Consider the following 15091-nt stretch of genomic DNA (forward strand, 5'->3'; position numbering starts at 1 on the left):
GATGGCATATCGCTTTCGCAGACTGTCAGCTAAGCTCAATCACTAGGTCTGTGACAGTCGGATGCTAAGCACAGCCCGCTCTGAATCCCATGCAGCCACGGCGTGTTCCTCCCGGGCAGGGCAAGATGCATCGGGTTAAGCATATGCTGCTGAAGCATTGACAGAACTCGCTCGCTTACAGTCTCATGCGATACCTGGTTTGTTGGCAATATTGGAAGGTTATACAAGCGATCCAGTGCCAGCTGTGCGTTTTCAAGTGACAATTCGGCTATTATCTGGAAAAATGTCGTATTATCTTCCGTGACAATCCCGATTGTCTTCAATCACTAATAAAAGTACTCGACATATTTGTTAAAGCTGGTTGGCCAAGTGCACATAGATTAACTTACCGTATGGAAAAGATTTATAGATAAGATTAAACCTTGTAGATAATCAATGGAATGATAACTGAAAAATTAGAACTCGCCTCCCTAACCAACCTAGAATAGGAAAGGTTTTTCAACAGCAATACAAACTAAAATCGCTGGACAGCAAAATGTTTCTGAACCGGTCCGCGAAGTAGAAGTTGTTATCGATTTACTGGAGGCATTTCGAATATGAAAATAAGATTGAATACATCAGTACGCTGTTGGAACCGAAAAAAAGGTCAATTATGGTTTGCAAATCATAATCTTCTCAAGACTTAATGTTCGGTGAAAATAAAGTATTAGACTAGAGTCATCGATTTAACGTGGTTTTTGAATTGAAGAATTGTCAGCTTTTGAAAAATAAGTTTTAAACTGATCTATAAATAAAAGCAGCGGCAGTCTAAGACTTGATAAATTAAGTCTTAGACTGCCGCTGTTGTCGTTCAACTAACGTTTCCCGGTAGCTTTGAGGATCGCCGACGATCTATGCACCCCAAATCTCCGATATACGTGTCTACTTTACTTTATTTAATAAGTTTGTCACCATTCTGCTCAATGTCCCTTGATCGACGAAAGGGGAAAATCTTGCCAGTAGATCTGGGCTAAGATGTTCAGTTGGTCCGGCCAGTTCTCTGCGATCTCCTCAACGATCGTTCCTAGGTACTGGTGCTCCCGATTTTCTGTGTCTCCTTCATTTAAAATGTCGTCTACCGTTTTGCCGAATAATCTCACAAACGGGAAAGGGACCAAGTTCTTGTTCACTGACAACAATGTTATCCGTTTATTTAATTCCATAGAAAACCTCCTAATAATTGACATTTTTTAACGGTGGCTTACAGTGATAAACTATCTTTATTGTATATTGTTTTTTTCTATTTTCTTATAGATAATTGCATCATTTTTGAAATCGTAAGCACTGCAGATTTTTGTTTCCCCTGCATCAATACCTGAAACAACTGTATATTCTCCTTGTTCAGTTCCCCTAGTAGTTAAAATCTTTCTAACGTTGTTTTCGTTCTCAAAGAAGAAAGGAGAAACATATCTCTGTAATCTCTCTCTTGCTTTATTAAATTTTAAAATTTCAAGATCAACTATCTCATGAATAGTTAACTCTTTATCAATCTTCTTATGCTTGGTTGGCTTTACAATCTTGTTATTCTTACCCGCTTTGAATTCGTCTTGCTTTATAATTTCACTATGAGTTTTCAATTTATAACCGTCATTTTTGTTAATATAATGAACACACTTCTTCGCAGCAGTTTTATCAGAAATATACAATTGTCTGCCTTTTGATGCTTTAGCAACTTGCTTGCATATTCCTTTATAAAAAAACTTGCAATTAGAAGAATGTTTAGAGTGAGGCTTAATTTTAGACTTCTTTTTAATAATCGTTCCCATGGATACCCCAAAGTGTCCTTTGTGCTTCATTTCATACAAAACCTCCTGATCCATCACCAATGTACATGTCTTTATAGTTTCGTTATATTAATGTCGAAAAAATAAAATATTATATAAGATGTTCACAAGATTTGAATTTCAAGCTTAGACGTCATTGTGGTGAATATTTAGACTTCTGGTCGCTGTTGTCACCAGATTTCTTAACTATTCCACTGTTCGCGGTTGAAATCCGTTGACAAAGCGGTCACTATTACTCTTACAGTTCTACAGATTGTGCCACAGCCAAATGTTGACTGCATCCTGAGTCACGGTGTATTTTCTTTTTTTAACGTCTGTTGTTTGTACCAAGCCAGAAATACATCAAATGGAATTGAGTCCGAAAAGCTTTTAAATTTACTATAGCTTTAACGAAAAAGAAAAATAAGATAAAAAACAGAATAAATGCTGCATGCGGTGTGATCCAGAAGCTTTTCAGGATTAGCATTTTTAGTACGTAGTAAAATAAGAAGCCATAAGCAAGCATTAAAGTTGTACGCATCATATTAGCTAACGCTAAGAACATATCCCGCTTTGCCATACGATCATGAACAACGCTATAAACCATAGCGAAATTCTCGCTGCTCGTTATGTCCAAGCTTCTGTAACAGCCTGTGCTTTTTTTGATTCATGATGACTGTGGTTGTACGACTTTTAAAAGCTATTTGACCCGATCCTGCCTTCTTCTCAATTGTGAATAATCTGTCTATCCACTTTACTCTTTCAAGCATTCCCGATATAGTTAGCAGCTGTCCACCAATGTAGGCAACCACTATTTAAACAGCAATAGTTCCCACTTGATCTGCATCTTGCCAAACAGCAACCTCCGGATGTTGCCGTTGAATGAAAGAAATTAACAAGATCGACGGAAACAATACAGCGATAAAATCATAGATCTGAAAAGGGATATTCATAATGTTCGCTCCTCTTTCTTTTCAGGTGGAGATAAGGCGTCAAGCATCTGATTCGTTTCTGCGTATGATCTGGGAACGATTACAGTCGCTAATAGTTTAAAGCTACCGTCCTTTTGATGAATAGTCACACCCAATTCTTTGTCTTTAGAGAGAATAATCGATACGGCTTCATCAACGGCATAATGGTCCTGACGTGCTATGCTTTCCAGACTTTTAATATCTGTTTGACTAGGGTTGAATGCGGAGCTTGGATGGGAATGCCATTCGCCCACGTATCTAATCTTTCGACAACTCTCTGTTTCAATTTGTTCTAAATAATCTTGGCAGTACTCACTATCCCGAACGAAGAGTGTTGGGCTCTCTGTCGAGTGTGGTCCCGAATCCGAGGCGCCTGTAATAAAGAGGATGCCGTATTCCAAATAGCCGACCAAAATACCACCAGTTTCGTTTGGAGCAACTGGATCCGATTGCGATATCATCTTTTCGCTCACATCTCTAAAGATACGAACACTGCGTATTTTTGTTCCGGAGCATAGACGACAATGGGAATGAGGTTTCAGCGATCTTTGATGTAGCCGGAAAGGTGAAGAAGGTTCGTAATCTAATCCCTCAATTTCTCCCGTCGTCCAAACCCAGTGGTTCGCTTCTCATGGTATTTCTTTTTGCAGCTCATGCAGTATCAGGCGACTAGTCAGAGAGGAGATCAGCTCAAGATCTTCAGCGCTAGCCGGTCTTATCGGATTATTACACTCGTTCGTGATAACAGGAAGCGATGGATCCTCCGGAATATCGATGAATATTGAATGCCGCTCGGCGAAGTAATATGCCAAGCACTCCTTACAGGCATCAGTACCAGGAATGACCCGGAAAATCCTAGCAGCCTTCCCCCCCTAAGGGCACGAACATAATATTTCCTGCATCTACATCTTTTGAAATTTGTATGCCAGTAGAAGAATATTCTCATACTCATAAATATCAAAAATGTAATCAGTTATGTAACCTCAAGGTAGTTATGAAAGTGTAGCGTTACAAAGCAGAATGCTGTCCTAAGTACCACCCTTCAGAGTTTCTCCAGCGGTAAATCGGTTCCTTCTATGAGATTGACGTTATAAAAAGACTGAGCGGTTATTAAAATAATAAAACACAGGAAGTCCCTAGGCGACTTCCTGTGTTTTATTATTTTACACGTTACTTCTTTAAATGATAAATTTGTTCACTTGTTTTTAGACAATGTCGAATAAATTTTTTTTTTCAGATAGGGATTTTTGAGGAACGAGTAAATCCCTCACGATGATTCTCGACAATTCTTTTCTAATGCCTTCACTATAGATTTCCAAGCTTTCAGCCTCCATAGTTATTAGATGATTTCTTTATTAAGTTATTGTGGAGGTTTATTGATTTGTACTTCGAGGTTTATCCTTCTTAAGCTTATATTATATTCGCTATATTACAATTATCACCATAATGAACGTAGTACCTCCTTTTGCAGATCTCTTAGACTTCATAGAAAACTTGTCTTAGGTCGACAGAAACTTCATTATCAAATTTATTGGTTCTTCTTTATTTTGTTTTTAAGGTGGCCAATATAGATTGAATTATCTTCAGTGAAATTGTGTTTTCGCCTCATTATTAATTCAAACTCATTGATTAACTTTGCAAATTCGTAAACGTTTGGCTCAAGTCCAAATATACGCTTCATGCCTCTATAATGGCGAAAAACAACAACCTATGCTTCTTCATAAGAATAACCTATTTGCTGGAGTTCTATAATAACCCTTTGTGCGTAATGCCTAACCATCGTTCGTCTGTTTGTCATTTGTTTCTTCACTTTCTGGTTTAGGCATTCCCGACAATGTATTTCGAGAAGAAGGACAATCAGATTTTCTTATTATTTTGCACTAAATAACATCAACAATGAATCGTTTAAACTCGACCTCATTACTTGGTTTTGAAGATCTATTTAAAATTAATACTTCATGCAGGCGATTGTCAAGAAAATTGTATTTATTGAAAATTCCAAATAACCTCAAACAATCCTTAAGATATTTTCATTAATGACTTTAGATCAATTGCTAATGTTTTTGAACCATTTAGCCCTTTTAGATATTTAAACGGACCCTCGGAAGACCACTCAAGTGATTTAATTCTTTGAAGATGCTTTATTATTTGTGCATAATCGATATGTTTTTTTTCTATATTTATAACTTTTCCGAAAAGTTCTGCCCCTGCAAAGGCGAGAGCATTAAGACATACAATATGAGTTATACGATATTCTTTATAATCTAACCATTCTCTGTTAAATATTTCCTTAATACCGTTAAAGTAAATAAGAGCCAGCATTAATTTCTCTTCCCTAGTTAATTGAGACGTAGGAATAGATTTAAACAATATTTCAAGAACTTTATATAAATTTTGAAGGGTAACATGTCTACCTGCATTTCGTTTCCCTGTTAAACTACCAATAAAATGAAATGGACTATCTCCTCTAGTTATTAATTCAGTAGCAATCCAACTATAATCATCGGAATCTCTTTTAAGGTATCTACTTAGTGAAGCACCTATACCTTTTGCTTTTGTATTAATAATATCAAACAGTTGTATTTCCTCATCTTCATCTAAGTAATGGAATGCCAAAAAAGGGATTTGCATATCAGAGTTTGTATCTTGTGTGTAACGCTTAATTCCCCCTAATCTATGTTGTCCATCCATCAAAGATGCTCTATTTTTACATATTAACCTACCAAAAGCTGGGCGATTCTTATCATATGCACTAAACTCCCAGTGAGCTTCTGCATTTATGAGAATTGGAGTGTAAAGAGAATTCTCTCCTTTGGATAAATACATAGCAAAATCGTTACATCTTTTAATATCTACGGGTCTTTGATAACCTTTCCCTGATGGATGATCGAAAGGTTTTACATAAGTCAAATTAAGCGCTGAGGAGGCCGAAAGATTTCCTGCATACGTTACTTTCCCTCGCATTTTAGCCTGTAGAATATTTTCAATAACATGTTGTTGTGGCAATAAAGTCATATGAGTTCTCCTTAATAAGTTATTATAATCTACATAATAGGCTTTAAAACACCTTATATCAAATGGTAAATGGTAGTAAAGTGCTCTTCAAACTATTTGTCTTCTTACCTACTCTTAAAGAGAGGTGAGAAGATGTCTGGTTTTTCAACTGAAGTAGGGAACAAAATAAGACAACATCGAAAAGCAGCTAATTTAACTCAAGAAAAACTGGGCGAGATATTGTCTATAGATCCTTCTTATATTGGTAGAATTGAACGGGGAGAAGCCAATATTACACTTGAAACGGTTATAAAGGTCTCTGAAGCTCTTCGAATATCTCCCTATGATCTATTTAAGCAATCAAAAATTAATAAAAACACTGAGAAAAATGACATAATAGAAAAATTGAATATAATGATTATGAGCTTACATATTGATGATTTAAAAATTGTTTTCCGAATAATTAAAGAGGCAATTGCCTTAATAAAAAAATGATTTCATCTTTTGATGAAATCATTTTTTTGATCTAATCTATAGTTTTCACTTTCTTTCTTTTATAGCTTCCTCAAATCTCTAATCGAAAAGAATTAGTTCTCTATGTAATTATTTTGTAACTCAGATACTTTAGCTTTGATCAAAAAAATAAAGAGCAGCATGTTATGGCTACTCTTTGAATTTCTCAAATTGTGAAACGATCCATCTTTGATTATTTTTTGCGATATATTGCTCGGCATTAATTAGTAATTCAACAAGCTCATTTTTTTTAAATTTCATGTACCTGTTTCTAAGAGCCTGCACATCTCTATCAGGCTTGATTAAATTGTACTTTTTAGAAGACAAATCTGATTTAAAAGAAGTACTCAATGATTTTTTAAGTATTGTTTTTATTTGAACATTTTCCTTGTAATAATTATAAAGTTCAGCGTTTGTTTTAATAGAATTAGGGTGTATACCTTTTTTCTCTTCATCAATTAGTTTTGATATTTCAGCAATCTTCCTGTACGAAATTTTAATACCCTGTTTTCGTAATTCGTCGATAGATCTTTTGCCTAGTTCAAACGTTCTATTTTTACGTTGAAGGTATATTCTATCTAGCCACGGTTTTTTAGTTTTCTTTCTGGAATTGAATGTTTGGCTCATACGATTCGTCCTTTATATACATCTCAATACCTTCAATTTCTTTTAATTCTATTTTAGCTCTCCTCGTAGCTATTTTCATCTTTTTAGCCTCCACTTCTAATCCTAATTTCATAAATCGCTGTTCACTTTCTTGTGCCCAAGTGAGATATTGTTCAATTTCGTGCCTGAATTCAGGTTGCGGGACCTTCGCTGCACAACCCATACATGCCATCTTTGTCGGACACACTGAATCAATTGTACATATGCCACCAACTACTTTGGAGACCGTACCTACCTTCTCTTTGTATTCTTCATAAATATCTTTGAGTTCCTCAGGGCTTCTCTGAATCCCTTGTTGAATATCAATATAGGACATCCAATTATCATGTAGAGATTCAATTGTTCCTGAAATTTGAACATTTGTTGGAGCAGCATAATAATTAGTTACACTTTCATCTTTTTGATGTAATAATTTACGTACAATATCTATTGGTAGTTTTTCAGTTTGTGCCGCATGAGTAGCGAAAGCGTGTCTTAAAAGATGGGTTTTGAGAATTACCTGTTTTCCTTCCTCCGTTTGTATAATCAAGCCATGTGTTATAAATCGAATTACAGAATTCAAAGTAAACTGATTTATATGTTGTTTATTATACTGAAATACATATTTCCTTTTTTTATCCAGCAAGTGTTTTCGTGAAATTATACTATACTCTACTTCGGGTAGGGAATCTGAATTATAGTGAATCTTTAATTCGTTAACTATCATTAATAATGTTTTAAATACACTTTCAGGCATATAGTAATTCTCTTCAGTATCTCTGCCTTTTGGGATTAATCTAAAGATATAATTTCTTTTAGTTGGTGTTACCTTCCTATCTTCGGTGATAACACAACAATCCGGATCATAGCTTACCTGCAAAATCTCATTTATACGAGCACCGGAGTAAGATTGGATATCTAATGAAAAAATCGCAAACATACAAGCAATGTACAAAGACTCTACATTAATAATAAGACGTGAACTCTTCTGAAAATGCTGACTTTTTGTTAAATTAAATCCTTGAGTTAACACTCCAAGATTCCTTGATAGAAATGGGTGTATATTTTCCTTAGTATCATGCCCCCACTTTTCTAAGAATGAGATACCTTCTGCTTTTCTTTGACTAGATGCAAACTTTGACCATGCGCCTAAAAGACGATTCCTAATAATTTCAAAAAACCATAATCCTTCTCCTTGAGACCCGTCTGAAAGATTAATTGATTCTACAAATTCCAAATAATACTCATTATCTGCTGATTTATTCAATGTAAAATAAAGTCTCTCATTTAAATATTCAGACTCTTCATAATCAAAAGGAAATGGTAAAGGAAGTTTCTCATTCTCAGTTTTCTCAATCATTTTATTTGTAATCTCACGCAAACGTTTAACTTGATTCCATCTAAAATGACACTGTGCTCTAATACTAGGAAGCATAGGAGTAACTGCTGAGCTCATTTCTTTTCGTTTTTTTTGTGAAGAACTCACTGCTAAGTCTCTAGCTTTGTAATCTCTATTATCAAAAGGGAATTCTGGAAAAAGAAATTTTGAGAAATAGTCTTGGCGATTTATATCAATTCTGTTCTTAAGCCATTTGGATACGTTATATAAGAAAGATTTATAATAAGAGATCAATGCTTGTCTTTGTCTGTCTGTATGATCTTCGTAGATCTCACCAGATAAGTATTGATGAAAGTGTGTGTAGTTTAGATCTTCAATTTTAACCAGTTTAAATGCTTCAAAAATATCTATAAGTCGTTTATTTAAAGTAGACATCATTGTATTAATAGAGCCTGGAGATAACTTATGATCAGTAGCACACAGAACCGCTAAAGAAAGTTGATTTAACCATGGGCTTTGTAAACAGTTTTTGTAGATATAATTTAAACTTTGTTTATTTAAGGTATCCCACAAATACTCATTTTTTACATTTTTTAAATGAAGTATTTCATCATCAACAATTCCCAATAAATTCTTATACCAGTCTTTCTGATCTAAAATCTCAGATGTCATTTTCTATTCCATCCCCTTATAAAAATCGTTAATCCAATCAATCTCTTCTGTTGGTAATACCTCTTTAGTTGGTAATCCCGAATTAGATAAATGGTTACCCTCAAGGGCACTACGAGAATCTTTTAAATACTCTTGTTCATATTCCTGCATTTTTTTAGCCATATTTTCATGTATCTCTCTGAATGAGGCCTCATTAAAGTAATGTTCGTATACTTTTATAGTCTCAGGATCTTTCCACTTCATATAATTTATTAATTCATGCTTCTTCATTTCAATTTCCCCACTATCACTAGCTGTATCATAAATATTTCTAATCATATTAGTAACAAACCAGTGTCGTGTTTTGTGGATGTTCATTTTTATTTGGGCTCGAGTAATGATTTTAGACCATTGTGAGTAGAAAGCCATATAGTTATATGGATCACCTCTCCTTGTTAGAAAAATCACCTCGCTATCGGAAAGCTTTGTGAAAGTCTGTTTTTCATGAGCGTGTGTCCTTCTCTCACCATTAACATACCTAATCAATAGTTTCAAAGTATCTTGAGAAAATCGCAGGAACTTAATTCTCCTTTTCTCACTTCCTTTATTAAGGGTAGCTATCTCATATTGATTTATCCGTTGCCGATAATCTCCAATTGTTAACTCTAGTATTTCATTTATTCGAGCACCAGTTTCGAAAAGCATTCTTATTATTACTTCATCTCTTAGAGACCAGCCAATATCGGAACCGGCTCTATAAAGGATATAAGGTAGATCTTGGTCAGCAATTATATTGGGCTTCCATTCATTTGCTACCAGCTTAAAATAAGAGTCTGATTGTTTTCGATACGAAGATTCATATGGTATTTCTGTTCCAGCTATTTTAGGAAGACGAGGCTTATTCTCACGCATGCTAGAAGGATTAACATTCCCAATAGTAATACTATAATCAGCATCAACTAAAGGATTTTGAAACTCGTATAATTTTAACTGTAATACAGTTTTATAGAATGATTTGATAGCAGCTAAAAAGTGATTAATAGTCTGTGTACTCTTCTTTGTCATTATTACGTATTGAAAATTTTCTTTTGATCTTAATTTACAACCCATCTGATAAACTAAGTAATCCTCTATCGCTGTTCGTATAGCCAAGTGACTATCAGACCACATGACTCGGGCACCTTGGTAGTTACTACTTTTTCTAAGCCATGAAAAGAATCTTTCCAAAGTCATTAAATACGATAACGCTGAGTTCTCACTTATTTTTTTCTGTTGGGAATAATAAAACTCTGTCAAGGGTATACACAGTTCGTTTTCACTATTAAATACTAAGATAGAATACTTACTCTGAACGTTTATTGGACACTTGATATGATAATAATCGCTCGCAATATATACCTCCTCCTTTGTGACACAATATATAAGATGTCTAAAATTATATATTAAATTAAAGATATTTTCTATTAAATATTACATTGTATTTTGTACATATGTTTTAAATGAAGCAACTCTGATACCGATCAACATCAAATCAAAATCAGTTTGCTTTCTTTTAATATGATTAGTATGCTCTGTTTTTCCCAACATAATCCTTTACTCCGCTAAAAATTGAAATCACATCCATCGTTTCTTTTATTTATAACGCTGGCTTCTGAAAGACCTTCAGAGTCCGTTTTGTCCATCCTGCAGCCATAATAAATCGTCAGCATTGCAATCAAAAATGGGCACCGGCAATCTCGAAGTGTTCATTCTTTAAGACTGCTGTGCCCTCCGTCTATACAGTACAACACAGTACAACACTTACTGGAAACAAAAAAAGCAGCGGTGGACCGCTATTTATGGTCTACCACTGCTTTTTATAGATGAATCACCAACAACTATAAATTCAATTAAGTCAGCTCCATCATCGCTTCTCTTGTAAATGGAACCAGATCATCGGTACGTCCTTCTTGAACTTTTTTAGCCCATGCAGGGTCGACCAGAAGTGCACGTCCTACAGCAACCAGATCAAACTCATTATTCTCAAGTCGTTGCACCAAACTCTCGATGCCGACGTTGGTTGCCCCTTTACCTTCCGTGAACAGACTTGTAAAGTCACCATCAAGACCAATCGATCCAACGGTGATTGTCGGTTTGCCAGTCAGTTTTTTGGTCCATCCAGCAAAATTCAGATCAGACCCTTCGAATTCCGGCTCCCAGAAACGGCGTGTGGAACAGTGGAAGATATCTACTCCAGCTTGAACCAACGGTGCGAGAAGTTGCTCCAGCAATTCCGGTGTTTCAGCCAGTTTAGCCTGATAATCATCTGTCTTCCACTGAGATAAACGCAGTACAATAGGGAATTCTGGTCCGACTACTTCACGGCAAGCCTCAATCACTTCAACTGCAAAACGTGTGCGAGCCATCATATCTCCACCGTAACGATCCGTACGTGAATTGGTTTTCTCATATAGGAATTGGTCAATCAGATAGCCGTGCGCTCCATGGATTTCAACACCATCGAACCCAATGCGTTTCGCTTCAGAGGCTGCTTTTGCGAATTCCTGAACGATTGTAGCAATTTCAGCTTCCGAATAATCATTAACATGACCTTTGGCTCCCATATGCCAGATCTGTGGAATAATTCGACCGCCAGCTTCATGTACTTCAGATACAACATGTGCCCAGCCATTCATTGCAGCTTCCCCATAAAATTGCGGCACATTCGCTTGATTGGATGCATCCGGGTGATTAATTATCGTCCCTTCCGTCACAATAAGCCCCACTGCGTTCTCTGCTCTTCGGCGGTAATAGCTAGCAACATTCAAACCCGGGATACCGTCTGGAGAAAATTGACGCGTCATCGGCGCCATCACGATCCGATTGGATAACTTCAAGTGACCTAACTCTATGGGTTGGAACAATGCTTCTACGGATTGAGAATAATTCATAATAACCTCCACATATTTCGTTTTATATAAGTTGACCTAGGAGATGTTAAACAGCAACCAGCCTGGTTAACAGCTAAACGTTACTTCCAAATGAATCAATACACGATTTTTATCGAAAATCCCCACCTCCTTCAAGGTTTCGTGGTGTATTAATCCGCCTTAAATTATTTTTGACTTCGTAGTCAAGAATTTCACAAAAAAAAGATCAAGACATGATCATGCCAAATGAAGTACGCAGAACCGTCTCGATCTGTTCACGGGATGAACCTGATTTCTCCATAACTCTCACACCAAGAATGGTGTTATTTAGATAAGATGCAAGCTCTATACTCGTATACCGGTTGGAAATTAACTGTTGCTTCTGGCCACTACTTATGATCTTCTCTAATACCAGTTGAACCTCCTCTACCATGAGCTCAGCTTCGCGTGTGACCTGCTCGTCATCTGTTCCGAATTCGAGTGATGCATTCACAATTAGACACCCTTGGCAGCCAGTTTCATCGTCTAAAAGGGAATGTCGTAAGGCATCTAGTTTATCACCGGGAGACGAATCCAGGGCTTCAATCTCTTTCAGTTTCGCTATAACCTGTTCACGGTAAAGTGCCAGCGCCTTCAGGAACAACGATCGCTTGTCTTTAAAAACACAGTACAAACTTTGCTTTTTGACTCCTGTAGTAAGCGTAAGGTCCTCATAAGAAGTTGCTTTGAAGCCTTGATTCCAGAACACTTCCATAGTCTGGTGTAATACACGATCGACATCAAATTCTCTTGGTCTGCTCATGGGATTAATATATCAGTTATTGACCACACAGTCAATAACTGATCATTTCACCTCCTATTTGAAAGAGGATGGTTACAATGGATAAACATAAATTTTTTTATAAATGAACAAAAGCACCGATCCCCCAAAGTGTGATGACAGGTGCTTCATATGTCCTTTTTTAAACGGTCCTTCCATTAAACTAAGCAAAAAAGAGAATGGTGCTATTTAACTTAACTTTACAGAGTTAGCTCCTTCTCTCCCTCACTAACTTAACTGTTATAGCACCCCAGCTTATTTGAATCATTTGATTGAAATTATCCTCATTCATTTCCACACTCCCATTGAAATATTGTTTTCCCCATTTAACTGCCTGTTAGCTCAATGAAAAAACAGGTTTCCGTAGCGCCTACTCATCAATGTATATCATTCAACTATAGTGTCCCGTTAGTGAGGATATTAGATTATTATCTTTATGACAAAAGCTAGGCAAATCTTCTAGTTCAATTAACTTCGAAGGTAAATGTTTGATTGTACTTTCTTCCGTCTATAGCGTGCCCTTTACTTATTATGGGGTTATCCTGCCATGAGATAACAATCTCTACATGATTAGATTTAGCAGATACCGGAAAATTCGTATGCGAAAATGCTTCAATTCCAGAGGAAACAGTTCCAACAAGAGTTGAAAATTATCCAAATTTTGTAGGAGACTCTGGATCGTTTCTATACCCTTCAATGGTTATATTATGAAGTGTTTCTCCAGTATTTTTTATTACTAAGCTATACATATTAGCAATACCAGGCTTAGGTTTTGCCATACCTTGTTCGTTAAACATGGGATGGTCAATCTGAACCGACCATTGTTCTGTATTTTTTATATATAGATCTTCCATTTTGAGAGATCGAGCTTCTACATTGTTTACTGAACTAAACAATAAGCAAAATATCAAGAGAAAAAAACAAGTAACTTTCTGATTCATATATATCCTCCATTTATTTTTCAAATATAACCTTAGTATGGAGAATAGATCGATAATTATTACAAAAAAAGAAAACGCAGAAACATGATTCATCTATTACACATAACTGCCCGTTAGAATTCCTGTAAACTGAATAATTTGGAGTTTGAACAAAAAAGAACGCCTCGGTAAGATAGGGTTGCACACGAGGTCATTGCCTCAAAAAGCCCATCTAGGAGGTCGCTCTACTATGAAGTTTAAAACGCAGGACAAACAAAATCAACTCATTGAAAACATTTCCTCATCCCATCTTGTCGTCGGCGTAGATATAGCACAGGAAGCACACGTCGCTCGCGCAGTCAGCTTTCGTGGTATTGTACTGGGTACACCGCTAGACTTCAGTAGCCACCGTAAAGGTTTTGAGCTATTTGGCCGTTGGATTCAGGATCTGTTGAAGAGCTACAAGCTTAACAAAGTCATTGTAGGCATGGAACCCACCGGGCATTACTGGCTGAGCCTAGCTCGCTGGCTTACTTCTCAAGGGATTGAAGCTGTTCTCGTAAACCCTCACCTCGTTAAAAAGAATAAGGAGAACCGCGACAATACCCCATCTAAAAGCGATCGTAAAGACGCGCTTGTTATTGCAGATATGATTAAAAACGGATACTACTCTCCTGTGCGTTTTAATCCAGAAGCCTACGAGGAAATGCGGATTCTCATGGCCAATTGGGACACGGTTACTAAACGGCTTAACAGCGCTGTTAACCAGACCCATCGCTGGGTAGATATTGTGTTCCCTGAACTTCGGCATGTCTTCAAAATTCTCACCTGCACCAGTGCCATCGCCACCTTAAGGCTGTTTCCTCTCCCGAAGGAAATTAGCCGATTAACGACCGAACAAGTCATTGGTGGTTGGAAACAATATGTGAAGCGTCATGCGGGTTTGCGGCGGGCCGAGCAGCTTATTACGCTGGCTAAACGCAGCGTTGGGGCTACAAAGGCGCTACACGCCTACAAGTTGCACTTGGGTCAACTGCTCGAAGAATACGATTTGGCTCAGCGCCAGCTTGAACAGATTGAACACGAAGTACATCTCGTATTGGAACGCATTCCCTGTGCCCAAAAGCTACTTACCATTCGAGGTGTAAATGTAACCAGTCTAGCCGGTGTGTTAGGAGAAGCTGATGATCTTAGTGGTTACTCACACGGTAATGCCTTGCTTTGTCATGCGGGACTGAACCTGGCTGAGGCCAGTTCCGGGAAATAGCGTGGGAAAATGGTGCTTAGCAAGCGCGGCCGCCCGCGTCTAAGGCGTTTTCTCTTTCTCATGACGATGTGTATGGTCATGATCAATCCGGATGTTAGAGCCCTGCACCACTACAATGTAGACGTGAAAAAGCTCAAGAAAATGAAATCCATTATGAAATGATGTGGTAAAGTGGCTCGAATGCTTGTTGGCCTAGCCAAGAGCAGCGAAGCATATCGTTCAGTTAAAGTATTTCCGCAAGCAGCTTAAGCGCGTAATTT

At 37.0% G+C, this 15091-nt stretch carries 12 protein-coding genes and 1 pseudogene; 2 read left to right on the top strand and 11 right to left on the bottom strand.

The window, feature by feature from the left end; all coding sequences use genetic code 11:
* Positions 1-959 precede the first annotated feature (959 nt).
* The 5 genes from H1230_RS17120 to H1230_RS17140 all read right to left on the bottom strand — a co-directional run bounded on the left by H1230_RS17120 (position 960) and on the right by H1230_RS17140 (position 5788).
* Positions 960-1202 carry a hypothetical protein gene (locus H1230_RS17120; protein WP_239710980.1) on the bottom strand — a complete coding sequence of 81 codons (243 nt, stop codon included), beginning with the start codon at positions 1200-1202 and terminating at the stop codon, positions 960-962.
* Positions 1203-1259: 57 nt separating this feature from the next.
* Positions 1260-1835, bottom strand: coding sequence for a hypothetical protein (locus tag H1230_RS17125; protein ID WP_239710982.1), 576 nt, complete (start codon positions 1833-1835; stop codon positions 1260-1262).
* A gap of 782 nt (positions 1836-2617) precedes the next feature.
* Positions 2618-2755, bottom strand: coding sequence for a hypothetical protein (locus H1230_RS17130; RefSeq protein WP_239710984.1), 138 nt, complete (start codon positions 2753-2755; stop codon positions 2618-2620).
* Positions 2752-3246 (bottom strand): Mov34/MPN/PAD-1 family protein, encoded by a 495-nt coding sequence (locus tag H1230_RS17135; RefSeq protein WP_239710987.1) that lies wholly within the window; start codon positions 3244-3246, stop codon positions 2752-2754. The genes H1230_RS17130 and H1230_RS17135 overlap by 4 nt, the downstream gene beginning before the upstream one ends.
* Positions 3247-4792: 1546 nt before the next feature.
* Entirely contained in the window at positions 4793-5788 is a 996-nt protein-coding gene (locus tag H1230_RS17140) for a DGQHR domain-containing protein (RefSeq protein WP_239710988.1), read from the bottom strand.
* Positions 5789-5920: 132 nt separating this feature from the next.
* On the opposite strand from H1230_RS17140, the gene H1230_RS17145 reads away from it, so the two are divergent.
* Positions 5921-6262 (top strand): helix-turn-helix domain-containing protein, encoded by a 342-nt coding sequence (locus H1230_RS17145; protein ID WP_239710991.1) that lies wholly within the window; start codon positions 5921-5923, stop codon positions 6260-6262.
* 168 nt (positions 6263-6430) lie between these two features.
* Here H1230_RS17145 and H1230_RS17150 read toward each other — a convergent pair whose 3' ends face one another.
* The 6 genes from H1230_RS17150 to H1230_RS17175 form a co-directional block, all read right to left on the bottom strand.
* Positions 6431-6907, bottom strand: a complete 477-nt coding sequence (locus H1230_RS17150; protein ID WP_239710994.1) for a hypothetical protein — start codon at positions 6905-6907, stop codon at positions 6431-6433.
* On the bottom strand, positions 6873-8936 hold the full coding sequence (locus H1230_RS17155; protein ID WP_239710996.1) for a site-specific integrase: 2064 nt from the start codon (positions 8934-8936) through the stop codon (positions 6873-6875). The genes H1230_RS17150 and H1230_RS17155 overlap by 35 nt, the downstream gene beginning before the upstream one ends.
* Before the next feature lie 3 nt (positions 8937-8939).
* Positions 8940-10085 carry a tyrosine-type recombinase/integrase gene (locus H1230_RS17160; protein WP_239711000.1) on the bottom strand — a complete coding sequence of 382 codons (1146 nt, stop codon included), beginning with the start codon at positions 10083-10085 and terminating at the stop codon, positions 8940-8942.
* 719 nt (positions 10086-10804) lie between these two features.
* Entirely contained in the window at positions 10805-11845 is a 1041-nt protein-coding gene (locus tag H1230_RS17165; RefSeq protein WP_239711008.1) for an NADH:flavin oxidoreductase, read from the bottom strand.
* Between the two features lie 205 nt (positions 11846-12050).
* Positions 12051-12626 carry a TetR/AcrR family transcriptional regulator gene (locus H1230_RS17170; RefSeq protein WP_239711011.1) on the bottom strand — a complete coding sequence of 192 codons (576 nt, stop codon included), beginning with the start codon at positions 12624-12626 and terminating at the stop codon, positions 12051-12053.
* 668 nt (positions 12627-13294) lie between these two features.
* Positions 13295-13585 (bottom strand): hypothetical protein, encoded by a 291-nt coding sequence (locus H1230_RS17175; RefSeq protein ID WP_239711012.1) that lies wholly within the window; start codon positions 13583-13585, stop codon positions 13295-13297.
* A 229-nt stretch (positions 13586-13814) separates the two neighbouring features.
* Between H1230_RS17175 and H1230_RS17180 the strand changes: the two are divergent.
* Positions 13815-15080: pseudogene (locus H1230_RS17180) on the top strand (IS110 family RNA-guided transposase).
* The last annotated feature ends 11 nt before the right edge of the window (positions 15081-15091 follow it).

The organism is Paenibacillus sp. 19GGS1-52 (assembly GCF_022369515.1).
Taxonomy (GTDB): Bacteria; Bacillota; Bacilli; order Paenibacillales; family Paenibacillaceae; genus Paenibacillus_AQ.